Origin of the sequence: Henriciella marina DSM 19595 (assembly GCF_000376805.1) — a bacterium.
Taxonomy (GTDB): domain Bacteria; phylum Pseudomonadota; class Alphaproteobacteria; order Caulobacterales; family Hyphomonadaceae; genus Henriciella; species Henriciella marina.
In genome coordinates, this window is sequence record NZ_AQXT01000002.1 from 758,231 (window position 1) to 783,420 (window position 25,190).

23 protein-coding genes are annotated in these 25,190 nt (G+C 58.4%); 15 read left to right on the plus strand and 8 right to left on the minus strand.

Features of this window, described 5'->3' with window-relative positions:
• Nucleotides 1-46 precede the first annotated feature (46 nt).
• From F550_RS0103845 to F550_RS0103855, 3 genes are read left to right on the plus strand one after another with little or no spacing between them, the layout of a single operon-like run.
• On the plus strand, nucleotides 47-883 hold the full coding sequence (locus F550_RS0103845) for a mechanosensitive ion channel family protein (protein WP_018147210.1): 837 nt from the start codon (nucleotides 47-49) through the stop codon (nucleotides 881-883).
• 31 nt (nucleotides 884-914) lie between these two features.
• On the plus strand, nucleotides 915-1,280 hold the full coding sequence (locus tag F550_RS0103850; RefSeq protein WP_018147211.1) for a DUF6460 domain-containing protein: 366 nt from the start codon (nucleotides 915-917) through the stop codon (nucleotides 1,278-1,280).
• A gap of 44 nt (nucleotides 1,281-1,324) precedes the next feature.
• On the plus strand, nucleotides 1,325-2,227 hold the full coding sequence (locus tag F550_RS0103855; RefSeq protein ID WP_018147212.1) for an SDR family oxidoreductase: 903 nt from the start codon (nucleotides 1,325-1,327) through the stop codon (nucleotides 2,225-2,227).
• Between the two features lie 4 nt (nucleotides 2,228-2,231).
• Here the strand turns inward: F550_RS0103855 and F550_RS0103860 are convergent, their stop codons facing one another.
• The 4 genes from F550_RS0103860 to F550_RS16785 all read right to left on the minus strand — a co-directional run bounded on the left by F550_RS0103860 (nucleotide 2,232) and on the right by F550_RS16785 (nucleotide 7,013).
• The gene (locus F550_RS0103860; RefSeq protein ID WP_018147213.1) at nucleotides 2,232-3,224 is read right to left on the minus strand and encodes an alpha-L-glutamate ligase-like protein; all 993 of its coding nucleotides are present in this window, start codon (nucleotides 3,222-3,224) and stop codon (nucleotides 2,232-2,234) included.
• Nucleotides 3,225-3,226: 2 nt separating this feature from the next.
• A complete protein-coding gene (locus F550_RS0103865) occupies nucleotides 3,227-4,792 on the minus strand; it encodes a UUP1 family membrane protein (protein ID WP_026180549.1) in 1,566 nt (521 codons plus the stop codon).
• A 39-nt stretch (nucleotides 4,793-4,831) separates the two neighbouring features.
• Nucleotides 4,832-5,347 (minus strand): ATP-dependent zinc protease family protein, encoded by a 516-nt coding sequence (locus tag F550_RS16780; protein WP_018147215.1) that lies wholly within the window; start codon nucleotides 5,345-5,347, stop codon nucleotides 4,832-4,834.
• Between the two features lie 94 nt (nucleotides 5,348-5,441).
• Complete coding sequence (locus F550_RS16785; protein ID WP_018147216.1) at nucleotides 5,442-7,013, minus strand: AMP-binding protein; 1,572 nt, start codon at nucleotides 7,011-7,013, stop codon at nucleotides 5,442-5,444.
• A 144-nt stretch (nucleotides 7,014-7,157) separates the two neighbouring features.
• Between F550_RS16785 and lipA the strand changes: the two genes are divergently transcribed.
• Together lipA and F550_RS0103885 are read left to right on the plus strand one after the other, a co-directional pair.
• Nucleotides 7,158-8,105: a lipoyl synthase gene (lipA, locus tag F550_RS0103880; protein WP_018147217.1), complete on the plus strand. Its 948-nt coding sequence runs from the start codon at nucleotides 7,158-7,160 to the stop codon at nucleotides 8,103-8,105.
• Nucleotides 8,106-8,114: 9 nt separating this feature from the next.
• Nucleotides 8,115-8,573, plus strand: coding sequence for a type II toxin-antitoxin system RatA family toxin (locus F550_RS0103885; protein ID WP_018147218.1), 459 nt, complete (start codon nucleotides 8,115-8,117; stop codon nucleotides 8,571-8,573).
• Nucleotides 8,574-8,586: 13 nt separating this feature from the next.
• Here the strand turns inward: F550_RS0103885 and F550_RS0103890 are convergent, their stop codons facing one another.
• Nucleotides 8,587-9,078, minus strand: coding sequence for a CinA family protein (locus F550_RS0103890; RefSeq protein WP_018147219.1), 492 nt, complete (start codon nucleotides 9,076-9,078; stop codon nucleotides 8,587-8,589).
• A gap of 9 nt (nucleotides 9,079-9,087) precedes the next feature.
• A complete protein-coding gene (locus F550_RS0103895) occupies nucleotides 9,088-10,233 on the minus strand; it encodes a bifunctional 2-C-methyl-D-erythritol 4-phosphate cytidylyltransferase/2-C-methyl-D-erythritol 2,4-cyclodiphosphate synthase (RefSeq protein ID WP_018147220.1) in 1,146 nt (381 codons plus the stop codon).
• A 158-nt stretch (nucleotides 10,234-10,391) separates the two neighbouring features.
• Here F550_RS0103895 and F550_RS0103900 point away from each other — a divergent pair, with 158 nt between their 5' ends.
• From F550_RS0103900 to hflX, 9 genes are all read left to right on the plus strand, one after another.
• Entirely contained in the window at nucleotides 10,392-11,342 is a 951-nt protein-coding gene (locus F550_RS0103900) for a tRNA dihydrouridine synthase (protein WP_233348985.1), read from the plus strand.
• Entirely contained in the window at nucleotides 11,339-12,391 is a 1,053-nt protein-coding gene (locus tag F550_RS0103905) for a two-component system sensor histidine kinase NtrB (RefSeq protein ID WP_018147222.1), read from the plus strand. Before F550_RS0103900 ends, F550_RS0103905 begins: the two co-directional genes overlap by 4 nt.
• Nucleotides 12,388-13,755: a sigma 54-interacting transcriptional regulator gene (locus F550_RS0103910; RefSeq protein WP_018147223.1), complete on the plus strand. Its 1,368-nt coding sequence runs from the start codon at nucleotides 12,388-12,390 to the stop codon at nucleotides 13,753-13,755. Before F550_RS0103905 ends, F550_RS0103910 begins: the two co-directional genes overlap by 4 nt.
• A 74-nt stretch (nucleotides 13,756-13,829) precedes the next feature.
• Nucleotides 13,830-16,025: a sensor histidine kinase NtrY-like gene (locus tag F550_RS16790; protein ID WP_018147224.1), complete on the plus strand. Its 2,196-nt coding sequence runs from the start codon at nucleotides 13,830-13,832 to the stop codon at nucleotides 16,023-16,025.
• Nucleotides 16,022-17,410, plus strand: coding sequence for a nitrogen assimilation response regulator NtrX (gene ntrX / locus F550_RS0103920; protein WP_018147225.1), 1,389 nt, complete (start codon nucleotides 16,022-16,024; stop codon nucleotides 17,408-17,410). The genes F550_RS16790 and ntrX overlap by 4 nt, the downstream gene beginning before the upstream one ends.
• 2 nt (nucleotides 17,411-17,412) lie before the next feature.
• Complete coding sequence (trkA, locus tag F550_RS0103925) at nucleotides 17,413-18,786, plus strand: Trk system potassium transporter TrkA (protein ID WP_026180551.1); 1,374 nt, start codon at nucleotides 17,413-17,415, stop codon at nucleotides 18,784-18,786.
• A 36-nt stretch (nucleotides 18,787-18,822) separates the two neighbouring features.
• Entirely contained in the window at nucleotides 18,823-20,229 is a 1,407-nt protein-coding gene (locus F550_RS0103930; RefSeq protein ID WP_018147227.1) for a hypothetical protein, read from the plus strand.
• A gap of 85 nt (nucleotides 20,230-20,314) precedes the next feature.
• Nucleotides 20,315-20,569 carry an RNA chaperone Hfq gene (hfq, locus tag F550_RS0103935; RefSeq protein ID WP_018147228.1) on the plus strand — a complete coding sequence of 85 codons (255 nt, stop codon included), beginning with the start codon at nucleotides 20,315-20,317 and terminating at the stop codon, nucleotides 20,567-20,569.
• Entirely contained in the window at nucleotides 20,566-21,906 is a 1,341-nt protein-coding gene (gene hflX / locus F550_RS0103940; RefSeq protein ID WP_018147229.1) for a GTPase HflX, read from the plus strand. Before hfq ends, hflX begins: the two co-directional genes overlap by 4 nt.
• On the opposite strand, the gene tyrS is transcribed toward hflX, so the two are convergent.
• Nucleotides 21,903-23,156 carry a tyrosine--tRNA ligase gene (gene tyrS / locus F550_RS0103945; protein ID WP_018147230.1) on the minus strand — a complete coding sequence of 418 codons (1,254 nt, stop codon included), beginning with the start codon at nucleotides 23,154-23,156 and terminating at the stop codon, nucleotides 21,903-21,905. The two genes, hflX and tyrS, sit on opposite strands and share 4 nt — an antisense overlap.
• A gap of 50 nt (nucleotides 23,157-23,206) precedes the next feature.
• On the opposite strand from tyrS, the gene F550_RS0103950 reads away from it, so the two are divergent.
• Complete coding sequence (locus F550_RS0103950) at nucleotides 23,207-24,337, plus strand: anhydro-N-acetylmuramic acid kinase (protein WP_407637642.1); 1,131 nt, start codon at nucleotides 23,207-23,209, stop codon at nucleotides 24,335-24,337.
• Here F550_RS0103950 and F550_RS0103955 read toward each other — a convergent pair.
• Complete coding sequence (locus F550_RS0103955) at nucleotides 24,334-25,074, minus strand: alpha/beta hydrolase (RefSeq protein WP_018147232.1); 741 nt, start codon at nucleotides 25,072-25,074, stop codon at nucleotides 24,334-24,336. The genes F550_RS0103950 and F550_RS0103955 overlap by 4 nt on opposite strands.
• Nucleotides 25,075-25,190 lie beyond the last annotated feature (116 nt).

Below are 25,190 nucleotides of genomic sequence, written 5' to 3' on the forward strand. Positions count from 1 at the left end.
TCATGTGACTTTGTCCTAGGTCAGGGACTGGTAAATAGAGGTCTACATGGAACAGCTTCAGGATATCGATCTAAACACGCTCTTTGCGGAATACTGGCCATCGTTGCTGAGCGGCGCGCTGAAAGTCATTGGCGCGCTTCTGGTGCTTGTCATTGGTCTGCGGATCGCGGGCTGGCTCTCAAGTGTTGTTCGCAAGCAGATGGCAAAGCGCAATGGCGTGGACGAGACCCTGGGCGCGTTCTTCGGCTCACTGGTTCGCTGGTTTGTCACAGCGGCAGTTTTGATCGCGTCGCTACAGGTGTTCGGGGTGCAGGCAACCAGCTTCGTGGCCGTGCTTGGTGCGCTGACGCTAGCCATTGGTCTTTCGCTTCAGGGCGCGCTCGGCAATATTGCCTCGGGCGTGATGATCATGCTGTTCCGGCCCTACAAGATCGGTGACTTCGTGGAGATTGCGGACGCTGTAGGTACCGTCAAAGAGATCAATCTCTTCCAGACGATCCTTGCGACGCTCGACAATGTGAAGATCATCATCCCGAACACGGAAGCCATTGACGGCATCATCAAGAACTTCTCCGGATACGATACGCGTCGCTGCGATATTGTTTTCGGCATCGATTATGATGATGACATGGACAAGGCACTGGCCATCATCAAAGGTATCGTGGATCAGGACGAACGCGTTTTCAGCGATCCAGAACCGTTCGTGAAAGTTACGAATCTCGGCGATAGCTCGGTCGATATTACGTGCCGACTCTGGTGTAACGCCAGCGAACTCTGGAATTTGAAGTTCGACATGATCAAGCGCGTCAAGTCAGCGTTCGATGATCAGGGTATTTCCATTCCCTATCCGCATCGTACACTTGTTCAGAAGGTCGCGAACTAGGCCATGGCGAAGACAGGGAAGCTCAGTGCAGATGTCAGATAGCAGCCTTGTCGAAACCCCAATCGTGACCAAAGTGGATGATGAGACCGGACAGCCGGTCCCGCCACCTCCGCCGCCACGTCCGCTCGCCGCCAGGCTGTTTTCAGTCGGCGTCTGGGAATTTGTCCAACTGCTGGCCCTCAGCATTATTGTTGGATTGTTCCTGCTCGCACTGGATTTCAGCCCCGAACGCGAGGGCATAAACATTGGCGGTGCGCTCTGGGAGCTCGTGCAGACGCTGTTCAGCGCCTTCCTCTGGATAGTGCGTACTTTCTGGAAGCCACTTCTCGCTGGGGCAGCCATTGTACTACCGGTGTGGCTTATCTGGAGGGTCCTCAGTTTGCCCTTTCGCAAATAGGAACACGAGTTAAGGTCGCCCAAAATATCAAAGGGAGACGAACCGTGGATACAGACAAGCTGATGTTCAAGCCGGGGCTCATGACCGGAGAACGCATTCTCGTGACCGGTGGTGGTACGGGGCTGGGCAAGGAAATGGCCGAGGGCTTTCTGAAACTCGGCGCCGAGGTTCACATCTGTGGCCGGCGCGGTCAGGTTTGCGAAGAGACAGCGAAAGAATTGATGGACCGTCATGGCGGCAAAGTGGTGCCGCATGCCTGCGATATCCGCGTTGCAGAAGCCATTACCGACATGAATGATGGGATCTGGTCGAAGCACGGGCCACTCACCGGTCTGGTGAACAATGCCGCCGGCAACTTTATTTCCAGAACCGAAGACCTCTCCATTCGCGGCTTCGATGCGATTTCGAACATCGTGTTTCGCGGCAGCTTTTACATGACCCACGACATCGGCAAGCGCTGGATCGCTGAGAAACGGCGCGGCAATGTTACCTCCATCCTGACCACATGGGTCTGGAATGGTGGGCCTTTTGTTGTCCCGTCCGCCATGTCAAAGGCCGCAGTCAATACGATGACGCAAAGCCTCGCGGTTGAATGGGGCCGCTATGGCCTTCGCTTCAACGCCATCGCGCCGGGTCCTTTCCCGACCGAGGGCATGTCCAAGCGGCTTTCTCCGGACGCAGAAGGCGCCAAACGCATGGATTCAGGTGCAGCTAACCCGATGGGCCGCGTCGGTGAGATGCATGAGCTCGTGAACCTTGCCGTTCTTCTAATGGGACCGGGCGCCGAATACATCAACGGGCAGACCATCGCGATAGACGGCGCCATGTACAACGCGTCTGGCGGCAACTTTGCTCAGCTCACGCAGTGGGGCGACGAAGAGTGGAAGGCGGCAAGGGATGCAATCGAAGCGACCAATGCCCAGGACAAGGCCAAACGAACAGTCTAGCTCGCTAACGGACCGGTTCGTCGCCCGGCGCGATGAACCGGTCCAGCGGCTCGCCTCTCCAGTTGGCGTGCGCGATCTCGATCCGCTCGTGCACGTCATCCGGTACCGATGGCAGCTTGTGGATCGGGAGGAGAAGCGGGCGCAAACCCTTGAGGTTGGCGGTCTGGATGGCGATGCCGGGGCGGGCATTGAGCTCAAGCAGGGTAGGGCCCTTATTCTCGCAGATCACGATATCGACGCCAACATAGCCAAGCCCGACATGCTTGCCGAGGCGGCTGGCCAGCTCGAGGATTTCTGACCAGGAAGGCACCTGGAAGTCGCGGACCGGGGTTTCGAAGTCTGGGTGAACATCGACAGAATCATTGTGCTGGACGCCGCGCGTGGTGATGCCAGTCACAAGATCGATGCCTGCGCCAATGCCGCCCTGGTGAAGATTTGCCTTCCCGTCAGACTCTGCTGTCGGAAGACGCAGCATGGCCATGACCGGAATACCCCGGAAAACGATGACCCGGACATCAGGGACGCCGCCGAATGCCAGTTTCGAGAATGCCGAATGCGGTACGAGGCGTTCTTCGATCATTACCTGATCCGAGCCATCGCCCATGGAGAACATTCCGCTCAACATATTGTTGAGATGATACCGGACGTCCGGCCATGGGACAATCTGGCCATTCATCCGGCGAAGACCGGTCTTGGCAACGCCATTGAATACCATGATCCCGCCCCCGCCAGAGCCGTTTGACGGCTTTACAACGAAGGACCGGTGCTTCTGGGCGACCTCTTCAATGATGTGCATCTCGCCGCCATAGCGAATGACGCCGTAGAGTTCAGGCACGGTCACGCCAGCCTCTATGGCCAGTTTCTTGGTGATGACCTTGTCGTCGACCAGCGGATAAAGACGGCGCGGATTATAGGAGATGATGAAGTCGAGGTTACGGCTATTGATGCCGAGCACGCCGGCCTTTGCCAGCCGCGAAACTGGACCGAGCCTCAGCATTCTCAGTTCCGTCCCTCATTGGCCAGAACCTTGAACCGGAAATACTCGGTCACCTTGTAACCTGTATAGCGGCCAAGGAGCAGCACGCCCGCCAAGACGATCAGCAACAGCTCCGGGAAGACGATGGCGATGTGCTCGATATATTCGCTGGTCAGAATGTAATAAGCCGGTATGGCCCCCGCGAGCGAGCCAGCTGCTTTCTTGAGCGCCTCTGAAGCCCCGTCTTCTTCCCAGGTAAGCGACATACGCTCGATCGTCATGGTGATGATGACCAGTGGGAAGAGGGAGATCGAGAGACCAGTCTGGATACCCATGGCTTCACCAGCGAGCGCAATGAACATCATCACGAAGGTCACGATGATGAGTACGGCCGCCAGTCGTGGCACGAGCAGGAGCTGAAGCTGATTGAAGTAAGCCCGCAGCAGGAGACCCACGGCGACGATACCCACAAACAGCATTATCCCCGTAATCAGCTGGGTTTCACGGAATGCCAGCGCGATCAGGACGGGCATGAACGTGCCAAAGGCTGGCATGCCGATTACCTGTTTCAGGATGACGATGATGAGCGCGCCTAGTGGGATCAGCAGAAGGACGCGGAAGACGAGCTGCAGGTCGATCGGCAGGCTGAGGAGTGAGGTTGCATTGACCCAAGGGGCGTATTCCTGGCCGCGCTCCAGCGCCCGCGAAAGCTGGCTCTCAAAGTTGCGCGCAACCGACCAGGAGACGCCGAGGCGGGTGAAGCCGTCACCGGAGACAATCGGTTGACGGTCATAGACAATCGGCAAGGCGCGCGCATCATCGAGTGGCTCGGCTGTGGTGCCGCTCGCGCTGACCCAGCGGTCGCCGAGCCAGTACTCTATCCATGTCTGGAGCGGCGCCTGGCGCGTATCTGTGTCGAGAATGATGCCCTGGACGTGGCGCGCAGGTGTACCAGCCGCGTTGAGAAGAAAGACAAGCCGGTCCGACGCGTTCGAGATTTCTGGCGGACCGCCCTCAATGATGGTCGAGATGCGATCGTCGCCTTCATCAGAGCTGAGCCGGGCAAGTTGCGCGATGAAACTCCGCTCGCCCGCAGATTTCTCGAGAGCTTCTGTCAGAACCGAATCGAGAGCCACGAGTAGCGGGGTGGCATTCTCCTGGATCGCGCGCCGTCGTTCAGACCGCCGGAAATCTGAAACGGCATCCGGTGTGGGGCGGTTCTGTGACGAGTAACGCTGATCAACGGAAATCAGCTTGGCGCTGTAGAACAGGACGGCGCTGCCATCTTGTGCGCGCCGTTCGAAGATAGCCTGGCGGCCAGCTTCACTATTGTCCGTTTCAACCCCAAAGCCGGACGCGACGAAGCTTTCATCAACGACCGTGAAAGGTCCTTCCGAGTTTGGCAGGGCAAGGCGGAGCGTAACCGGGTCACCCCGGCCACGGAAAGAAATCTTGGCTTCGATCGTCCAGGTATCGGAATCAAGGTTGGGCACCACGGGAAAGCCGAGGCGGGTCACCTTATATGAAAAGATGCCGAGCGCGGCCGCAATGAGTGCGCCCACGATAATCAGCAATTGTGTCTGTTTCAAAAACTGACTCCGACTCGCCCCATTGAGACCTTGGCTGGGCTATTTAGGGCAACGAGCACGCTTCGTATAGATTTCGCTTGAATCAACAATGATATTTGAAGTTTCAAGCATGTTGCGCCCGATGAGAGTTTCATAGTTGAAATTGCCGCGATCAGCGAGCGTTACTTCATCCTCGATCAGCAATCCGCCAAGACAGAATTCAAGTTCGACAACCGGCCGATAAAGAACGCCGCCCTGTTTGGTCTTGATGGCTGCCCAGCGGACGATCTCGGTTTCGATTGTCCGTTCATCGCCATCTTCGTTGATGACCTTGAAGATGATGTCGCGGCTCTCATCCTCATCGTCAAACTCCTTGCGAGGTGGCGCGGACATAATCTCGGCATGAATGGAGGATGTCGTTGCCCCAGTGTCGAGCTTTGCGTCGAGTTCGATGTCGAGGTCGGCAATACGGACATGTTCCAGCCAGCCGAGCGTATGTTTTTCGTTATCGTCATCCGCAGATGCGCCGAGCGCGGCCCCTGAAAGAACGAGCAGCGAAGTAATCAGTTTGAGCATAATATTATTTGCCTGTCTTGCTTCGTGTTATCGGCGCGCTTGAACACGACAATTGTGAATTTCGCATGGCGAAACTCGTATCTATCCGTGACCGTCAGGCGCTGGTGAGATCTTTCACGAGCTGATTGACGGCGCCATAATCGATTTTCCCTGTCCCGAGGACCGGGATGTCATCGACATGGTAGACCTTTCGCGGGACAGAAAGTTCCGAAACACCGTGAGATTGCGACCAGGCAAGTATGTCGCTGCGATTGGCAGAAGCGGCTGTCGTGAGTAGCACGACCTGCTCACCCTTGCGCGGATCGGGGATCGCGCCGGCCGCATGCATGTCGTCCGGCCAGATGGCGCTCGCGCAGTTTTCAACGACGGAAAGCGAGACCATTTCGCCGCCTATCTTGGCAAAGCGTTTGACGCGGCCCTGAATGCGGATGAAGCGATCCTTGTCGATCGCCACGATGTCGCCGGTGTCGTGCCAGCCTTCATCCAGGGGCTCGATCACGCCGGGATTATCCGAACGCATATAGCCCTGCATGACGTTCGGGCCGCGGATGCGGAGCTTGCCGCCATCCTCAATGCCTTCAACGGGTATAAGCTCATATTCCATATCGGCCATAAGCTGGCCGACACTGCCGGGCCTGTTCTCTTCGATGCAATTGGCGGCGACGACGGGAGAGGCTTCGGTGGCGCCGTAACCTTCAAGGATTTCGATCTGGAATTTGCGGCGGACCAGTTGCCGCGTCTCATCGCGCACGCGCTCAGCGCCGCAGACCGCGAGACGGACGCTGTTGAGGTCGCCGTCTTCGCCGACACGGGCATATTGGGATATGAAGGTGTCGGTCGCGAGCAGAATGGTCGCACCGGTCTTGCCAATGCGTCTGGCGATCTCGCGCGGCTGCAGGGGGGTCGGATGGAAGATCGCTTTGACCCCAGCCATGAGCGGCAGCAGCGCGCCGACGGTCAAGCCGAAGCAGTGAAATGTCGGCAACGGATTGAAGACCACATCGGCTTGCGGATCGAGGCCGATATGGGCGCGGACCTGCTCGACATTGGACACAATGTTCTGATGGCTGAGAACGACGCCTTTCGGCTCCCCTTCAGTGCCGGATGTGAAGAGGATGACGCCCGTCTTCTTGTGGTCCGGGCCTGCAAAGACGGTCGTTGGAAAAATCGGGCCAACGACGCCTTTCAGCTTGTCCTTGACGCTCAGATTCTCGCGAACGTCTTCAAGATAGATGATTTCAGAGGCGTCACTCAGCGTTTCAATCAGCGGCTCAAGGCTGCCCAGTTCAACAAATTTGTGCGCCGTAAGAATGCGCTCAACCTTTGCGGCCTTCATCGCTGACTTGATGTTCGCCGACCCAGCCGTGAAGTTCAGCATTGCGGGAATACGGCCAGCGGCAAGGACCGCCAGGAATGCGATGACAGCTCCTGCGCCTGTCGGGAGCATGATGCCAACAACTTCGTTTTTTGAGGTCTTCCGCTTCAGGGCGGAGCCGAGGGCGAAAGCGGCGCGCGCAAGATCGTTATAGGTCAGCTCGCGCTCATCCCCGTCGATCACAGCGGTTGTCGACGGGCCGAATTCCCTGCGCGCTCTCAGAAAGGCGGAAAAGATGTCCGTACGCGTGCGTTTGGCATTGTAGGGAATCGGGCTCGGAATGTTTGACATGGCGGGCTTCGCTTCGTGCTGATCTGAATTTTGTAACAAAATGTCACAGAAGGTGACGAAAGCAACTCGCAAGGTCAGCCGGGTCAAACCCGTCATGCGACATTGCAACTTGATGAGGCGGCCCCATCAGTCCATTTAGGGGCCATGGTGACACTCATTGAGAGCAAACAGAAATTCCGGCATCCGGAGAAGCGCAACAGGCCCGACACGCCGGTTCTGCGCAAGCCCGACTGGATCCGGGTGAAGGCGCCGACCAGCCGCGGTTTCCACGAGACGCAGGAAATTGTGCGCTCAAACGGGCTGGTCACGGTCTGCCAGGAAGCCGGTTGCCCGAATATTGGCGAGTGCTGGGAGAAAAAGCACGCGACCATGATGATCCTGGGCGAGGTCTGTACGCGCGCCTGTTCGTTCTGCAATGTTTCGACCGGCAAGCCGAAGCCCGTCGACCGCGACGAGGCGCGCCGCGTTGCCGATGCCGTCTATGAGATGGGCCTGCAGCACGTCGTTATTACCTCTGTGGACCGCGACGACCTCGAGGATGGCGGCGCGCAGCACTTTGTTGATGTGATCAACGCCATTCGGGCTGCGTCACCGGGCACGACGATCGAGATCCTGACACCTGACTTCCTGCGCAAGGATGGCTGGGAAAACATCGTCATCGATGCCGCGCCAGACGTGTTTAATCACAATCTTGAAACAGTGCCGCGTCTCTATTTCTCCATCCGGCCAGGCGCCCGGTACTATCACTCATTGCGTCTGCTGGAGCGCGTAAAGACCCGCGACCCCAACCAGTTCACAAAGTCCGGCCTCATGGTTGGCCTCGGCGAGAGCAAGGAAGAGGTCATGCAGGTCATGGATGACATGCGCACGGCCGGCATCGATTTCCTGACGATCGGTCAGTATCTTCAGCCGACGCGCAAGCATGCGGCCGTTGACCGTTTCGTCCATCCAGATGAATTCAAATCCTACGAGGAGATCGCCCGGTCCAAGGGTTTCCTCATGGTCTCCGCCTCGCCATTAACGCGGTCGAGCTATCATGCCGACGAAGACTTCGCGAAGATGAAAGCGGCCCGGGTCGCTGGCAATCAGTAGGAGCCGCCTTTGCCGCGTCTTTCCAAGCAGGTGATCATCGAGCATCGCGCCGATGAGGTCTTTGATCTTGTCGCGGATGTTCGCCGCTATCCCGATTTCATCAAATGGATCCGCTCCATGAAGGTGAGCGGTGAGCGCGAAGAAAACGGCGTTCGAAAATATCGCGGTGAGGTCGATGTCGGCTTCAAAGGCTTTTCCGAGCGCTTTGCGACCGACATCACCGCCGACCAGCCGAATAACACGGTTGAAGTGAAGCTTGCGTACGGACCGTTCAAGCGGCTGCAGAACCGTTGGAAGATGACGCCGGATGGCCAGCTTGGCACGGTCATCGACTTCTTTATCGATTATGAGTTCCGCAACCCGGTCCTGTCATTCCTTGCCAAGGCGAACACGTCTCTTGCCGTCAACAAGATCATGAAATCCTTCATCGAAGAGGCCGACCGGCGATATGGTGCGCGTCGGACCTGACCGGAACAGCGTCTTACGGAATTTGCTGCCGGATCATTTCGAGCGCTGTCTCGATCGTCGCCATGCGAACCTCGTGGCGGCCAATATCCCCGAAATAGCAGACTTCGTGGAGAACGGCCTTGTTTTCACGGGCGCAGGCAATGTGAACTGTGCCCACCGGCTTCATCGGTGTGCCGCCGCCGGGGCCGGCAACACCGGTCACCGCAATGGCAAGATTTGCGCGGCTCGCCTCAAGCGCGCCTTCGGCCATTATCCGGGCCACTGCTTCAGAGACCGCGCCATTATCCGCGATTAGATCGCCTGGCACGCCAAGCACCTCTTCCTTTGCGCGGTTGGAATAGGTGACAAAGCCGCGCTCGAAAACGTCTGACGAGCCGGAGAATTCCGTAAACAGCGCTGCGATCAGGCCACCCGTGCAGGATTCTGCCGTCGCAATCTTGATGCGGCGTTCGCGCGCTTCATCCATGGTCAGCAGGCAAAGATTTCGAAGTCGGTCTGGAAACATTTTATACTCCTAACGAAGCTGTCTCAGCGTTGCCACGGCCTGCGCCGCAATCCCTTCGCCTCGACCAGTGAAGCCGAGGCCCTCGGTGGTGGTGGCCTTGATGCTGACGGCGTCTAGCGCAAGTCCGGTCACAGCGGCTGTTTTTTCTCGCATGGCTTCGCGATGCGGTTTGATCTTTGGGGCCTCACAGATCAGCGTCACGTCGCAATTGGTAAGCTCCCAGCCTTGTTGGCGGGTGAGGTCAATTGCGTGGCGCAGGAACATACCGGAGTCGGCATCCTTCCATTGCGCATCAGACGGCGGAAAGTGATCGCCGATATCGCCGAGCGCCATGGCTCCAAGAATCGCGTCCGTCAGCGCGTGCCAGCCAGCGTCCGCATCAGAATGCCCCTTCAGTTTGGCATCATGCTCAATGAAGACGCCGCAAAGTGTAACGCCGGGCCCTGGCTCAAAACCGTGGACGTCGAACCCTGTGCCAACTCTGATGGGGAGGTCGCTGGAAAACATAAGAGAGCGAACTTTCTCGAAATCATCGGGGTAGGTGATCTTGCTCAATTTCTCTGATCCAGAAACCAGCTCGACAGCAACCCCGCTTGCCTCGACAGCTTCAAGATCATCGACATAAGCCTTACTGGTCTGGCTGAGCGTATCCTTGAGGACGTTCAGACGAAAGGCCTGAGGGGTCTGTATCCTGTACAAGTCGGAGCGATCGATCGTACGCAGAGCTCCATCTTCACGGCGCTTTACAGCATCCGTGATGGGCAAGGCGGGCGCTGCAGCGACATGCGCATCGAGGGCTTCGATCAGACGGTCGATAATGACCCCGTCCAGCCCGGGCCGAGCCGCATCATGGATGAAGACCAGATCATTCTCATCGGCCTCAAGCGCATCCAATCCGCTGCGCACGGAGTCAGCGCGCTCGGCGCCGCCCGCAACGCAAACAAGTCTCTGGTCGACTGGAAGGGTGGCGCGCACCGCCTCCAGACTTGATTTCGGAAGAGCGATGCAGACCGTCTTAAATCGCTCATCTGCCAGAAGCGTATCGACAGACCATCTGTAAACCGGCTTGCCGGCAAGCATTTCGAACTGCTTGGGCGAATTTCGTCCAGCGCGTTGTCCAGCGCCAGCCGCTACGATGATTGCATGCACGCTCATAAGTTGGCCATTAATGGGGCTGATGCGGATTGGCCACAGCAATTCTCTGTCCGTGTGCGGCCAGCATGCTCAACTATTGTGCAGAGCAAAAATATGTTCAAACTGAGTATATGAAGTCTATGCATCATCCTTTGGCAGAAAAAGTCTGGCTTGCTCCGATGTCAGGCTCGACGGACGCCGCATTCCGCCGTCAGGCCGTGCGGTTTGGCGCTGAAGCTGTCGTCTCGGAGATGGTGGCCGGTGAGACGCTGGCCATGGCCCGGCCCGATGTTGTACGCCGCACATGTCGTCATGAGGGCAAGGGGCGCTGGATCGTCCAGCTCGCCGCAAGACGGCCCGAAGACATGAGGCGCGGCGCTGAACTGCTCGCTGAGGCGGGCGTCGACCAGATCGATATCAATATGGGGTGTCCATCCCGGCAGGTGACGGGCGGTCAGTCTGGCTCGGCCTTGATGAAAGAGCCTGATCTTGCAAAGGCCATTATCGATGCCGCTCTTGAGGGGGCCGGTGGCCTTCCGGTTTCCTTGAAAATGCGGCTCGGTTGGGACAGCGATATGCTCAACGCGCCTGAACTCGCCCAATACGCCGAACACGTTGGCCTCTGCATGTTAGCGGTCCACGGGCGCACGCGCTGCCAGTACTACAAGGGGCAGGCGGACTGGGCACGGGTATCAGATACGGTGAATGCCGTCGCGCTGCCTGTTGTGGTGAACGGCGATATAGGGTCCGTCGAAGACGCGGATAAAGCCCTGCAGCAGTCTGGGGCTCACGGTGTCATGGTCGGGCGATCAGCCGTGGGGCGCCCCTGGATGCTGGGTGAGATCTCGGCTCACCTTGCTGGAAGAACCAATTGGAGCGAACCGAGCGCCGCCGAAAAGCATGAGAGCCTGATCGAGCAGATCGAGGATAGCATGACGCTCTATGGGACATGCCTTGGTCTGCGGATCGTGCGCAAGCACATCTCGGCCTCCATCGACTGGCTCGCGAATGACTGGTCTGACACCGAGCGCAGAGAAATCCGCAGCGCAGCGTGCAAGTTTGTCGAGCCGGCCCCGCTCTTCGATTTCCTGAACCGGGTCTATGCCGACAAGTGGAGTGTCGCTGCGTGAGCGAAAAAGCGAGCCTTCTTGATCTTGCGCCTTTTGCGGTCCTGCACATTGATGCGCGGCGGACGATACTGGCGGCCAATACCGAAGCTCAGATTGTACTGGGCCATTCTCTGGCCATTCTGAGGCAGAGAAATCTGGGCGAGTTCGTCTATCACGACTCGCCGTTGTTTGAGCTTCTGGACCGGGTAAGCGGCGAAGAAGGCGATGTCAGCGCCCATGGCGTTACAGTGTCCGGCCCATCGGTTCTTAAAGGTAAGCTCTACGATGTGCGGTTGCGTCCGGCCCCGCAGGGCACGACGATTGTTGCGCTCTGCGAGTCACTTGTTCGCGATGCCGCAGACAGCGCGGCAGGCATCTCCGGCTTTGGCCGCATACTCGGACATGAAGTGAAGAACCCGCTGGCCGGAATTTCCGGTGCTGCGCAGCTCCTTCTGCGCGGAGCAGATGAGACCCAGGCACCGCTACTTGATATCATCCGCAGCGAGGCAAGCCGGATCGAACGACTCGTCAGCCGTCTGTCGGCCTTCGAGCTGTTCTCAGCCCCGCGCCGCGACCGTTTCAACATCCACCAGCTTCTCGACAAGATTCTTGTCGCTGAAGAAGCCGCGCATGGTGGCAACATCATGCTCAAGCGTGCCTATGATCCATCATTGCCCGAAATACTCGGCGATGAAGACCATCTGCATGAGGCCTTCCAGAATATCGTCCGCAATGCTGCCGAAGCGGCTGGTGAAACGGGCGGCAAAGGCCAGGTTACGTTGCAGACGGCCTTCGAGACCGGCTTTGCCTTTTCCAGCAAGCGCAATGTGAACCGGCTGCAGCGCGCGATCAGGATAACGGTCGAAGACAATGGCAAAGGCATAAGCGCGGAGACCCGCGACCAGATGTTCGATATGTTCTCATCGACGAAAGCTGGCGGGCGCGGTCTTGGTTTGAGTGTCGTCTCTGAGGTCGTCGCGGCACATGAAGGCCGCATCAAGGTCGAAAGCCGGCCCGGCCAGACAAAATTTTCGGTGTTCCTGCCGATGAAACGGGAAAACGTTCAATGAGTCAGAAGACTGTACTGCTCGCCGAAGACGATGCCAGCATCCGGCTGGTCGTCAACCAGACCCTTGTCACCGCGGGCTATCAGGTCCGCGCGACCAGCTCTGTGGATGCGCTTGAGCGCTGGGTGCGCAATGGCGAAGGCGACGTGATCGTCACCGACGTCTATCTCGGTGACACGGCAATCTTCGAAGTGCTGCCGTCCATCAAGCTGGCCCGTCCTGACCTTCCCGTCATTGTGATGAGCGGCCAGAACACGATTTTGACGGCGGCGTCAGCTGCTCGCCATGGCGTTTATGACTATCTGCCCAAGCCGTTCGATATCGACCAGCTGACCAGCCTTGTCGGGCGCGCGCTCAAAGGGCCTTTGCGCAAGGATGCCGCCGCCGCTGATGCTCTGAAAGGGCAGGGCGAGAACAGCCTGCCTCTAATTGGCCGCTCAGAGCCTATGCAGGAAGTCTACCGCATCATTTCGCGAGTGATGAGTACAGACTTGACCGTCCTGATCGAGGGCGAATCCGGCACCGGAAAGGAGCTTGCCGCCCAGGCCATCCATGAGCTCGGCAGCGAGATGACCGGGCCGTTCAAGGCGCTGGACCTGGCCGCAATGCCGACCGATCGGATCAGCAAGGACCTCTTCGGGACAGCTGAAGAACCGGGCCTCGCCTTCGACAAGGGTGCAACGCTCTATCTCGATGAGATCGGTGACTTGCCCGCCGAGGCACAGACCCAGCTTGTCAAGCTGATGCGGGAAGCAGGTGGGGCGCGCATTATCGCATCGACGCGCAAACCGCTAGGCGCCCTCGTTGAGGAAGGCCGCTTCAGAGAAGATCTGTTCTATCGCATCAATGTGGTGCGGATTTTTATGCCGCCACTGCGACAGCGCAAGGAAGACATTCCCGAACTGGTTCGCGCTTTCCTCATCCGCGCTCAACGCAAAGGGCTGCCAAGCAAGCAGCTGGAGCCAGCGGCGATGGACCTCATCATGGCCTATGACTGGCCGGGCAATGTTCGCGAGCTCGAAAATCTCATCATGCGTCTTGCGGCGCTCAGCCCTGATGCCGTGATTTCTCAGCGCGACGTCGAGCGCGAACTGCGGGCCGAAGCGCTGAAGGACATCTCGTCGTCCGGCAGCTTCGAGAAGGAAGTCGAGACGCTGTTGCACAAATACGTAATGGCCGATTTGCTGCAGGCAGACCCGGACGATAGCGACATTCACCGCACCATCATGGAGCAGGTTGAGCGCCCGCTGATCAAGCTTGCCTTGTCAGTTACATCCGGCAACAAGCTTCGGACAGCTGCCCTTCTAGGGGTCAACCGAAACACGCTTCGCTCCAGGATCAACTCACTCGGCCTCGCAGACGACTGATTGACGCCTCCCGGTCTGTTGCTCTAAAGTCTCAGTGTTGCGCTTCGACAACAGCGACACCGACGAGGTAGAGTTTGCGCGGCTTCCTGAAGCCTGGAAAATCCCAGACCGGCTGGACCCTGTTTCAGTGGCTGTTTCTCGTAGCTGCCTTTCTGGCGGCCATGGTGACATTTGTCGCCGTATCAGAGATGGACCCGATCGCGCCAATGAGCCGCGACGTCCAGGCAATGATCATTGCCAATACGGTTATCATTAGCATCCTCGCCCTGATTATTGTGCAGCGCTACCGGGCCTCCAGAACGCTGGAGAAGGGCGCCGAGGGCAACCGGCTGGCGCGCCGTTTCCTGCTATTGTTCAGCCTTTCCGCCGTCATTCCGGCTCTCGTCGTCTCAGTCTTTCTGTGGGCGGCCATCTCGCGTGGGTTCGACACCTGGTTTGGCGAGCGTGTCTTCACTCTCGTTGAGCAGACTGCGACAGTCGCGCGTGAAAACGTCGATGAGTATAGCGACTCCCTCGAGGAGGACACGCGCCTTGCGGCCACCGATATAAACAATGCGCTGGAAGGCCTCACCGATGAGCCGGAAGCCTTTTCCTCATATCTCGGCATGCAGGCCCTGCTGCGGAACATGCGCGTGGGTTATGTCATCGACCGCGAGGGGGATCCGCTTTCCATTGGCCAGAATGCGAGTAGTGAAGCCTACTACCGTCGGCCGACACCTGACATGTTCGATGAAGCCGACGACGGTGAAGTGGTCTTGTCTCTCTTCGAAAATGAAGGGTTCACGACGTCGCTTATCAAGCTGAACGGGATGACAGAGGCCTATCTCTATCTCGCCAAGCCCCTAGACCGCGATGCATTTGCTCGCCTCAGACGTGCAGAGCAGGCGCTGGAGGAATACCGGATTGCTGGCGAGCTGAGTACGCGTTCGCAGGCGCTCTTCATTGTTGCCTATGGCCAGATCGTTGCGCTCGTCCTCCTAATGGCGATCAGGCTGGCGCTTGAGGCGGCAAGCAGGATCACCGGGCCGATTGGCCGGCTGGCAAATGCGGCCCAGTCTGTGCGTGATGGAGATCTCGATATCCGCGTCCCGCTTCCGCGAGGCAAGGATGAGGTTCGCGCCCTGACGCGGTCTTTCAACGTCATGACAGAACAGTTGGGCGCGCAGCGATCTGCGCTCATCTTCGCGCGCGAAGAGGCCGAAGACAGGCGGCTCTTCCTGGAAACCCTGCTTGAAGAGGTAAGCGCCGGCGTCATCCGTATCGACGAAGGCTTTGTCGTCACTTTGGCGAACCCGTCGGCGCAGAAGCTCCTCGACGCTGAAGCACCGGTTGAGGGGCGCCTCCTTTCGGAGATCGCGCCCGCTTTCATGCCTCATACCGAGGAGGCAATGGCATCCGGGCTGCCGATTGATGCCTCGCTTGATCTTCGCACTGTCGGCGGCCCGCGCCATTTCCGATTAAAAGCGGCCCGCGATTCAACCGGAGGGCTGGTTCTCACCTTCGATGACGCGACACGTCTTGTAACGGCGCAGCGACAGCTTGCCTGGCGTGACGTCGCACGTCGCATCGCGCACGAAATCCGCAATCCGCTGACCCCGATTCAGCTCTCGGCCGAGCGTCTAAGGCGTCGCTATACACAGTACATTCCCGAAGACGATACGATCTTTGAGAAGTGCACTGATACGATATTGCGGCAGGTCAGCGACATTGGCCGTATGGTCGAGGAGTTCTCCGGCTTCGCGCGCATGCCAAAACCGACCCTGGACACGTTCGACCTCGCCAAGCTCATTGATGAAATCGGCTTTTCGCAACAGGTTGTCAGCCCTGAAATCGACGTGGACATCGTGCATGCACGAAAGCCTCTGATGATATCAGCGGATGAGCGCCTGTTGGGACAAGCCGTTGGAAATATTGTAAAGAATGCTGCCGAAGCAATCGAGCGCCTGCCTGAAACGGAAGAGAAACAGGGGCTGATAGAAATCAAGATCGAAGAGAGTGATGATTCGATCGCAATCATCATTGAGGACAATGGGCCGGGATTTCCTGAAGAGGCGCGCGAACGCCTTCTGGAACCCTATGTCACAACGCGCGAAAAGGGCACCGGTCTGGGGCTCGCCATCGTCAACAGGATCATCGTCGATCATGGTGGGGCGATACAATTACAGGAGCGCGAGGGATCGCGTAGCGGCGCGCGTGTCCGGATCATGTTGCCAAAACATGCCGAACTGGACGAGCTTGCCGAAGTTGAGACCACGGAGGTTCTCTCATGAGTGCCGATATTCTTGTCGTAGACGACGAGCCAGACATCCGCGACCTGATCGCGGGGGTGCTTGAGGATGAAAGCTATGCTGTCCGCACCGCGGCGACAGCAGAGAAGGCCCTTGAGGAAGTCAGGATGCGTGCGCCGGGTCTGGTCATCCTTGATGTCTGGCTGCAGGGCAGCGACATGGATGGCCTGTCGGTTCTCAAATTCATGAAGTCGATCGACCCGCTTATCCCGGTCATCGTCATCAGTGGGCATGGCAACATCGAGACAGCCGTCGCTGCCATCCGGCGCGGCGCCTATGACTTTATCGAAAAGCCCTTCAAGTCAGACCGCCTGTTGCACCTTGTCGGCAGAGCGCTGGAATCTACGGCGCTGAAGCGTGAGAATGCATCGCTCCGCAATATGGTCATCAGCAGTGATGACTGGATCGGTACCAGCCATGCGGCCGCGACGTTGCGAACGGCTATCGACAAGGTCGGCCCGACCAATTCTCGTGTTCTGGTCACAGGACCAGCTGGCGCTGGCAAGGAGCTTGCCGGACGCCTTATTCATGCGCAGTCCAATCGTCATGATGGCCCTTTTGTCGTTGTGAACGCGGCAAATATTTCTCCGGACCTTATGGAGCAGGAGCTCTTCGGTGAGGAAGACCATGAGGGCCGACCGAAGCGGATCGGTCTCTTTGAAAAGGCCCATACCGGCACGCTTCTGCTGGATGAGGTGGCCGATATGCCCCTCGGCACACAGAACAAGATACTGCGTGTGCTGACAGAGCAGCGCTTCCAGCGTGTCGGCGGCAAATCAGACGTGCACGTGGATGTGCGCGTCATGTCCGCATCGACCAAGGATCTCAAGGAAGAGATCGCTGCAAAGCGTTTCCGGGAAGACCTCTATTATCGGCTGAGCGTCGTACCTATTCGTGTGCCATCTCTGGCAGAGCGCCGAGATGATATCCCGGCGCTGGTCGATCACTTTACAGGCAAGATATCTGACAGTTCCGGACTGAATGCCCGCTCGTTTTCGTCCGAGGCCGTTGCTGTCCTTCAGTCCATGGAGTGGCCAGGCAATGTCCGTCAGCTAAAGAACCTGGTTGAGCGTATTCTGATCCTGTCGCCCCATGATGCAAAGCGTCCGGTGTCCGTGGATGAGCTGCCACAGGAGAGAAGCGGTCTCGGCGGCAGCGCCCATCCGTCGGCCTCTGCTGATCTCGTCGGTCTTTCTCTTCGAGATGCCCGCGAGCAGTTCGAGCGCGAGTATCTGACTCTTCAGATTACCCGGTTCGACGGCAATATCTCCCGCACAGCCGAGTTTATTGGCATGGAACGGTCGGCGCTGCACAGGAAGCTGAAAGCGCTTGGCGTCAATGCGTCGGCATCGCGGTCGGAAGTCTAGCCATGCGGGTTATTATCTGTGGAGCTGGGCGCGTCGGGCAGGGCATTGCACGGCGGCTAGCCAGGGAAAACCATGACATCGTGATGATCGATCAGGACACCAAGCTGATTGATATTGTGCAGACCGAACTGGATGTCCGGGGCATTGAGGGGCACGCGGGCCATCCCGAAGTCCTGGCATCAGCAGGCGGCGCCGATTGCGACATGATCATCGCGGTCACTTATTCCGACGAAGTGAACATGGTGATCTGCCAGGTCGCGGATACGCTGTTCAACATTCCCAACAAGATTGCGCGCATCCGGGCCCAGCAATATCTCCAGGTCGGTTACCGGCAGCTCTTTTCGCGAGAAGGTCTCGGCATTGATCTCGTCATCTCGCCAGAGATTGAAGTTGGTGATGCCATCCTTCAGCGGTTCAGCACGCCCGGTGCGCTGATGAGCGTGAACTTCGGACGCGGTGATGTTCAACTTGTCGCGATCGAGGTGCTTGCAGACAGCCCCGTCCTTGATACGGCGCTGGATCAGATACAGGGGCTGTTTCCAAGCCTGAGTGCACGGGTTGTCGGCATTAACAGGGCGGGCCATGTTTTTGCACCCCGCGGAAACGACCACCTCAAGATTGGCGACACCGCCTATGTCGCTGTCCTGAAATCTCACAGTCACAGGCTGAACAGCATTTTCAATCGGCCGGAGCCGGAGATGCGCCGCGTCGTGGTTGTCGGCGGCGGTAATGTCGGCCTGTACGTCGCAAAGGGGCTCGAGAAGCAATCGGGTATTCGCGTTCGGGTCATCGAAGCAGATGTGGGGCGTGCCGAGCGGGCCGCCGCTGAGCTTTCACGCACCATTGTCATCCATGGGGATGGCCTGACACGCTATATCCTGGAAGAATCCGACGCCCCGACCGCCGATCTCGTCATTGCAACGACCCATGACGACAAGACCAACATCCTTATTTCAAAGCTCGCCAAACAGATGGGGGCCAAACGTGCGCTTGCGCTCGTCAACGCGCCTGAGCTTGCGTCTCTCGCCCGCGAAATGAAACTCGACGCGGTGCTCGACCCTAGGGCGCTCACCGTTTCGCGCATTCTTATGAAGATGCGCCGTGGCCGCATTCTCGCGCTGCAGTCGCTGGAAGATGGAGCCGCAGAGATTGCAGAAGGCGTCACACTCGATACATCCCCGCTGATCGGCAAGACGCTTGGCTATGATGATCTGCCAAAGGGCGTGACCGCTGCGGCCGTCCTACGCGATGGCGAGGTTGTCTTTGCGTCCAGCGACGTAACCGTGAAGGCGAATGATCACGTTCTGCTCTTTTATGAAGGCGCGATGACGAGCAAGGTCGAGCAATTCTTCCGGGTCAGCGCTGATTTCTTTTAGCGTTTCCGGGTAACCTTCCTCCTTCAGGCGGATCCCATGAACTATCCTGCGATCATCAGAATGCTCGCCTTCACTGGTTTTGGCTTCGTGATTGCCATGGGCTTCGCATCGCTCGTCGCACTGTTGCTCGGCGAGGGCCTGCAGTTCAGGGTTTTTCTTACCACGGCTGTTCTGCTGGCGACGGTGAGTTCGGCGACACTCGTTATGGTCGGTCGCCCCACCAGGCGCGCCCAGCCATCTGACGGTCTGGCTTTCATGGTTTTCTTCTGGGTGTTTGCGGGCCTTGCCTGTGCGCCGCCTTTTCTGCTGGGCCTGCCGAACGCCAGCGCGGCTGCGGCTATCCATGAAGCCATTTCCTGCCTGACCACGACGGGCCATTCGGTTTTCGATCCGGCAGGACCTCCGCTACCAGGGTCAATCCTCTTGTGGCGCGCCCTCCTTCATCTAGCCGGCGCCGCTGCGACGGTAACATTCGCTGCGACAGTGCTCGCGGCGCTTAGCCTTGATGGGCCGGGCATTCACCGTACGCCTCTGTTCAGCATCTCCGATGAGAGCTTTTTCGACACAATGCCCAGGGTCCTGAAGGTAACTGGATTGTTCGGGAGCATCTGCATCCTCGCCATTTTTACCATCGAAGTGGTCGGCGGAATACCGGTCGACATGGCGTTTCTCGATGCCGTGAGTGCCATTACCACAGGGCTGGTTGATCCTCTCAGCGTGTCCAGCGATGTCGTCCGAATCGCGCGGGTGCTGGGTCTTTCGCTGGGACTTATTCTGGGGTCGCTCGGGATTTTCTTCATGATTCAGATCGCGAACCGTCAGTGGAAAAAGGCGTTCATTGATGCGGAAACGCTGTCATTTGGACTCGCCCTCATTCTTTTCTCCGTCGCCGGTGTTCTACTCGGCCTGACAGGTCTCAATGCGATCGGCTGGACGCTTTCGAGCCTGTCTACGAGCGGCATTGCTCTTGTTGCTGAGGAAACGACCGGAAATCTGCCGCTTCCACTGCAACTGGCGCCGTGCCTTGTCGGCGGCGCGGCTCTTTCAGCCGCAGGCGGTCTGAAGCTGGGGCGTCTCTATGTGCTCGGGCGACGGGTCGGTCAGGAATTCAAGCGGATGGGCTTTCGCCAGTCCCTGGTGCACTTTCAGTTCAGAGGGCGTATTCAGTCGGACAGGACGCTGATGGGGATCTGGGTCTATCTCGTCGCCTACATCATGGCCTCCGTCATCGGCCTGCTCCTGTTTTCCTTTCTGGGACTAGGCTTCGACGATGCCCTGGCGACAACGCTCGGTAGTCTGACAAATTCAGGACATCTCATTCCTCGGGCAGAAATCTCCGATGCGCCGCTCTATCAGGTGCTTGCAATCTTTGGTATGATATTGGGCCGACTTGAGATACTTGCTCTGATACCATTGCTTACGGTGTCATTTTGGCGTCGCTAAGCAGCCGGGACTTGCAAAGCTTTAGCAATCCGGATAGCGCCTGCGAAAACGCATAGCGAACAGCGCCAGCATACGGATAAAGACCATGTCGTCGGATAAAAAACAGAACCTGCAGGATACGTTCCTAAATGCTGTCAGGAAGTCGCGCACTCCGCTGACGATCTTCCTTGTGAACGGTGTTAAATTACAGGGGGTTGTCACCTGGTTTGATAATTTCTGCGTCCTGCTTCGCGGCGACGGACGCCCGCCGCAACTTGTCTACAAGCATGCAATTTCGACGATCGCGCCGGGGGCACCCGTTCAGCTGTTCGACGAAGAAACCAGCGCGGACAAGGATTGAACACGGAGCTGATTGACCGTACGCCTGTCCCTGACAGGGCGGGTGTGATCATTCCGTGGACGCAGCCGTCCGACCGGCCGGACAGGGAAAGACTTTCCGAGACATCGGGTCTGGTTGAGGCTTTGGGCTGCAACCTTGCATTCCTGCGCCCCGAGCAGATCCGCAAACCGAGCGCATCACATCTTCTGTCAGGCGGCATCCTGGAGCGACTGAAAGAGGATATCGAAGCATCAGGCTGCACCCTCTGCGTCGTAGATGCGGCCCTCACACCCGTGCAACAGCGAAACCTCGAACGCGCGCTCGGGTCGAAAGTTATCGACCGGACAGGCCTCATTCTCGAAATCTTTGGCCTTCGTGCCCGCACCAAGGAAGGCAAGCTCCAGGTCGAGCTGGCGCGGCTATCCTATGAGCGCTCGCGGCTCGTGCGGACGTGGACACACCTTGAGCGCCAACGGGGTGGTCAGGGCTTCCTCAGCGGCCCCGGCGAGACCCAGCTTGAGGCAGACCGCCGCATGTTGGACCGGACGCTGGCGTCGTTGAAGTCAGACCTCGAAGATGTACGGCGCACCCGCGGGCTACAGCGCTCAGGGCGGCGCGAGGCGGGCTTCCCGGTCATAGCGCTTGTCGGCTACACGAATGCTGGCAAATCGACCCTCTTCAACCGGATGACCGGAGCGAATGTGTTCGCCCGCGATATGCCTTTCGCAACTCTGGACCCGACCATAAGGCGGCTGGAACTGCCCGGACTGGGTGACGCGGCCCTCGTCGACACAGTGGGCTTCATCACTGACCTGCCCACCCACCTCATCGACAGTTTCAGGGCGACGCTTGAAGAGACGCTGGAAGCTGATCTTTTGATACATGTTCGCGACCGGTCAGAAGACTCTGACGAAGAACGCAAGCAGGACGTTCTGCGGGTCCTGAAACGCCTGGAAGAGGAAAGCGGCCACCCGCTTCCACCCATCATCGAGGCCTGGAACAAAATTGACCTCCTGCCAGAGGATGTGCAGGAGACGCTTCGTATCTCTGTTCGCACAGGCGTTCAGGAAACGCCCGCCGTTATCACGTCGGCGCTAACGGGGGAGGGGATCACTGAACTTCTCGCGCTGGTACAGGACTCGATCCAGGATGAGCTCAAGACCTTCAAGATCCGGCTCGATCCAAGCCAGGGCGCAGCCAGGGCCTGGCTGTTCGAATACGGCGCCGTTCACGACGAGCGCGTTCAGCCGGAGGGCAGCACTGAGCTCATCGTTGGCCTGAGCGAGAAACATGAGGGTCGTTTTGCCTCACAGTTTCCCGATATCGACTTTGATGTGACGGTCGCTCCCGAGGCCTAGACCGCCTTCAGAAGCGCGTGCCGTTTCTTGCCGGCCGACAGTTTAACGGCATCCCCATCGCCAAGATCGGCGAGCGTCAATGACGCGTTCTCATCAGAAACAAGCGCGTCATTCACACGCGCAGCGCCCTGCTTGATCAGACGGCGAGCCTCTCCGTTCGATTTGCTGAGGCCGGCCATTGTGAAAGCGGCTGCTACCAGCAGCTCGGCTTCAAGATCGGCGCGCGCGATATCCGCCGTCGGCAGCGCATCGTCCGTGCTACCCGAGCCGAAGACAGCCGACGCGGCACGTTCAGCGTCTTTTGCTGCATCTTCGCCATGCAGCATGGTGGTCGCCGCATTCGCAAGCGCAATCTTTGCCTGATTGATGTCAGCGCCCTTAAGCGCTTCCAGTTTCTCGATCTCTCCGATCGAAAGCTCGGTAAACAGTCTTAAAAAGCGGCCAACATCGGCGTCTTCAGTATTGCGCCAGAACTGCCAGTATTCGTAAGGCGACTTGCGGTCTGCATTCAGCCAGACCGCGCCGTCAGCCGTCTTGCCCATCTTGCCGCCTGACGCGGTCGTAATGAGGTGCGCGGTCAGCCCATAGGCATCACCGCCATCCGCCTTGTGAACGAGATCGACGCCGCCAACGATATTGCCCCATTGGTCCGACCCGCCGATCTGCAGCTGGCAGCCATGCTGGCGATAAAGCTCAAGGAAGTCGTAGGACTGCATGATGAGGTAGTTAAACTCGAGGAAGGTGTAAGGCTGCTCATTGTTGAGGCGCCGAGCCACCGTCTCCTGCTTGGTCATCGTGTTGATCGTGAAGTGGACTCCCACTTCGCGCAGCAGGTTGATATAGCCAAGCTTGCTCAGCCAATCGTCATTATTCACCATGACTGCGTCGGTCGGGCCGTCGCCAAAGGTCAGGAAGGGCTCGAATGCTTTCTTGATGCCGGCAATGTTCTCCTCGATCTGCTCATTGGTCAGCAAAGGTCGCGACTTCTCCTTGTCCGTCGGGTCACCAACCTTGGTCGTTCCGCCGCCCATGAGAACGATCGGCTTGCCGCCTGCCTTCTGGAGGTGGCGCAGCATCATGATCTGGAGAAGCGATCCGACATGCAGGCTGTCGGCCGTTGCATCGAAACCGATATAGGCGACAGGTACACCGTTCGCACAGTACGCATCCAGCTCTGTCGGATGGGTGACCTGCTTGATGAAGCCGCGTGTCTCCAGCGTCGTCAGGAAGTCGGACCTGTATTGGCTCATGCCGGTTTCTCCATTATCGAAGGGCGCTGCTAGCACGGGTCATACGACAATTGGAACAGGCGACAGATCATTTTGAGCCCGTATGGGCGGCTGGTTTCATGTCCGGCACCTCTATCGATGCCGTCGATGGCGCCCTCATCCTGACAGATGGGGAGCGTGTCTATGACATCGGGCCGGTTGCGGAGCGCAAATATGATGACGCTGAGCGGGCTGCGCTGAAGGCAGCGGTGGATGCGGCACGCAAATGGAACTGGACTGGTCCACAGCCCCAAGCGCCGTTCAGAGCTGCGGAAAATGTCCTGACGCGCACCCATGCAGATGCCTGGCAGCAGCTCATGGCGGACTGGCGCGGCGATCCACCGGCCATCGCAGGCGTTCATGGCCAGACGGTGCTCCACAGGCCTCCTACAACCGATGTAACCGGCCGCACGCTTCAGTTGATCGACAGCGTGAGCCTGCGAGACGCTCTCGGTGTCCCGCTCGCATATGACTTCCGGAGCGCCGACGTTGCGGCTGGCGGGCAGGGGGCACCGCTCGCGCCTGCCTTCCATGCCGCGCTCCTGCGCAATCTCGGCGATAGCCAGTCAAACGCTGTCCTCAATCTCGGCGGTGTGGCGAATATCACTTACCGGTCCGCGAACGGCGATTTGCTCGCGTTCGATACAGGTCCCGCAAATGGGCCGATCGACGAATGGATCGAGCTGCACGGCGCGGGGACGCAGGACACAGACGGCAAGATCGCGGCTGCCGGCAGGGTCGATGAGATGTCGATCGATCTCTGGATGGACAAGCCCTGGTTTGATCTGACCGGTCCAAAAAGCCTCGACCGGTTCGATTTCGACGCAAATCTCGCGCGAGGCATGACGCTGGAGGACGGCGCGGCGACCCTGACGGCGTTCTCAGCCGAAGCGGTGGCCCACGCCATCAGACAGTTCGATGACACACCTGATCAGCTCATCGTCTGCGGCGGCGGGCGCCGAAATCCGCAGCTGATGGCAGAGCTCAAATCCCGTGTCCCATGCACAGTGCGGTCAGCCGAAGCTGTCGGCTGGCTGGGCGATTCTATCGAGGCGCAGGCCTTTGCCTATCTGGCGGTCAGAACAATGCGCGGGCTGCCCGTCAGCTGGCCCGGCACCACAAATGTCCCGAAAGCGATGACAGGCGGCCTGATTGCCGACTAGTCGTCGTCGCCTTCGACGTCCTCATCGCTCTGATCGGTAATCGCGGCGGCGCCGCGCTTTTTCGAGGTGTCTGATGCCAGCCGCATCTTCTGCTCGTCCTCGATAAGACGGCGATCGACATAGGTTTCGCACTTGTCCAGCAGCTCATCATGCTTGTCGACGAAGAAGTGATTGGCACCCATGATCGTATCGCGTTCGATCACTTCGCCTTTTTGCACACGGACTTTGGTCAGAGCGCGCTCGACATCTTTTGGGCCGGAGATCTTGTCATTCTCACCAGAGATGATCAGGCCCGATGCAGGGCAGGGGGCGAGGAAAGAAAGGTCATAGTGGTTGCAGGGCGGCGCGATGGCGAGAAAGCCATCGATTTCAGGCCGGCGCATCAGTAGCTGGAGCGTGATCCACGCGCCGAACGAATATCCAGCGCACCAGACAAAGCGCGGATTTTCCGTCATGTTTTCCATGTAGTCGAGAACATAGGCGGCGTCTTCCAGCTCACCGACACCCTGATCATAAACGCCTTGGGAACGGCCAACGCCGCGCGTGTTGAAGCGAAGAACGCCAAAACCGCGCTTTTCAAACATCTGATAGAGGCGGATCGTAATCGGATCCTGCATCGATCCGCCTGCCCGCGGATGGGGATGAAGAACCAGCGCAATCGGCGCGTCTTCCTGTGCCGGTTCAGTGTAGCGGGCTTCGATACGGCCTGCCGGACCAGGAATAATGAGTTCTGCCATGCTGGGCGCCTCTTCTCTATGTCGCTTTGAGCTGGGGAGTGAAGAGGGCGCTTTAGGCGAAAGCGGCAACTGAATGCAAGTTTTTGTGTAAGGATGAACCGTGTTAGCTTATCGGC

Bases quoted from the DNA above. Each gene is read 5' to 3' on its own strand.
- F550_RS0103845 (WP_018147210.1), top strand. From the start codon at position 47: ATGGAACAGCTTCAGGATATCGATCTAAACACGCTCTTTGCGGAATAC.
- F550_RS0103850 (WP_018147211.1), top strand. From the start codon at position 915: ATGTCAGATAGCAGCCTTGTCGAAACCCCAATCGTGACCAAAGTGGAT.
- F550_RS0103860 (WP_018147213.1), bottom strand. From the start codon at position 3,224: ATGCTGAGGCTCGGTCCAGTTTCGCGGCTGGCAAAGGCCGGCGTGCTC.
- F550_RS16780 (WP_018147215.1), bottom strand. From the start codon at position 5,347: ATGCTCAAACTGATTACTTCGCTGCTCGTTCTTTCAGGGGCCGCGCTC.
- F550_RS16785 (WP_018147216.1), bottom strand. From the start codon at position 7,013: ATGTCAAACATTCCGAGCCCGATTCCCTACAATGCCAAACGCACGCGT.
- lipA (WP_018147217.1), top strand. From the start codon at position 7,158: ATGGTGACACTCATTGAGAGCAAACAGAAATTCCGGCATCCGGAGAAG.
- F550_RS0103890 (WP_018147219.1), bottom strand. From the start codon at position 9,078: ATGTTTCCAGACCGACTTCGAAATCTTTGCCTGCTGACCATGGATGAA.
- F550_RS0103895 (WP_018147220.1), bottom strand. From the start codon at position 10,233: ATGAGCGTGCATGCAATCATCGTAGCGGCTGGCGCTGGACAACGCGCT.
- F550_RS0103900 (WP_233348985.1), top strand. From the start codon at position 10,392: ATGTCAGGCTCGACGGACGCCGCATTCCGCCGTCAGGCCGTGCGGTTT.
- F550_RS0103910 (WP_018147223.1), top strand. From the start codon at position 12,388: ATGAGTCAGAAGACTGTACTGCTCGCCGAAGACGATGCCAGCATCCGG.
- ntrX (WP_018147225.1), top strand. From the start codon at position 16,022: ATGAGTGCCGATATTCTTGTCGTAGACGACGAGCCAGACATCCGCGAC.
- trkA (WP_026180551.1), top strand. From the start codon at position 17,413: ATGCGGGTTATTATCTGTGGAGCTGGGCGCGTCGGGCAGGGCATTGCA.
- F550_RS0103930 (WP_018147227.1), top strand. From the start codon at position 18,823: ATGAACTATCCTGCGATCATCAGAATGCTCGCCTTCACTGGTTTTGGC.
- hfq (WP_018147228.1), top strand. From the start codon at position 20,315: ATGTCGTCGGATAAAAAACAGAACCTGCAGGATACGTTCCTAAATGCT.
- tyrS (WP_018147230.1), bottom strand. From the start codon at position 23,156: ATGAGCCAATACAGGTCCGACTTCCTGACGACGCTGGAGACACGCGGC.
- F550_RS0103955 (WP_018147232.1), bottom strand. From the start codon at position 25,074: ATGGCAGAACTCATTATTCCTGGTCCGGCAGGCCGTATCGAAGCCCGC.